This is a genomic window from Arthrobacter sp. 08Y14 (assembly GCF_002929455.1).
In the GTDB taxonomy this organism is placed as follows: Bacteria; Actinomycetota; Actinomycetes; order Actinomycetales; family Micrococcaceae; genus Arthrobacter_B; species Arthrobacter_B sunyaminii.
Genome location: NZ_PJIX01000047.1, coordinates 1 through 553, shown reverse-complemented (window position 1 = coordinate 553; position 553 = coordinate 1). Strand labels below are relative to the sequence as shown.

Sequence of the window (553 nt, the reverse complement as noted above, 5' to 3'; positions counted from 1 at the left end):
CTACGCGGGAAACTCAAGCGAGTACGCTGTTCCGCTCTCCTTGCTTTCAGACGGAACGGTAAAATGGCTGGCACTGGTGGCTGCCGTTTCGACAGAACGACAATCGCTCTTCATCGAAGAGCCAGAAAATTTTCTGCACCCTAAGCTGCAGGAGAGTATAGTTGAAATAATAAGAGAGGAAATTGCCAGCAGTGGTACTGCTAGGTTTGCATTTCTTACTACGCACAGTGAAACACTGCTTAATAAGCTGAACCCAAACGAGATAATTGTAACAAGTATGATTGACGGGAGGACTGTTGCTGAGAGAATTACGGACCCTCACGAAATATCACAAATTATCTCCGACAGCGGTTTTGGCTTGGGGTACTTCTATGTGTCGGGCGGTTTCTGATGCTTGGCTTTATCGTTGAAGGGCATATGGAAGCCGGGATCGTGGGACAAATTTGCGGTGCCGCTCAGATCAGGCGCCTCCAAATTAACGGACAGTCGTTCCCGGTAGAGAGAATTTGCGAGCGGGTTTATCCACACACCCAACTTTTGCGCAGAAAGGGTG

General features: G+C 48.6%; 2 protein-coding genes. One reads left to right on the top strand and one right to left on the bottom strand.

The genetic code is table 11. The features are described from left to right. Positions 1-391, top strand: a 391-nt coding sequence (locus CXR03_RS17895) for an AAA family ATPase (RefSeq protein ID WP_146070568.1), incomplete at its 5' end; no start/stop codon positions are given. Here the strand turns inward: CXR03_RS17895 and CXR03_RS18505 are convergent. Beyond that, the coding region (locus tag CXR03_RS18505; protein WP_219816287.1) for a hypothetical protein at positions 370-553 on the bottom strand (184 nt) is incomplete at its 5' end. The genes CXR03_RS17895 and CXR03_RS18505 overlap by 22 nt on opposite strands.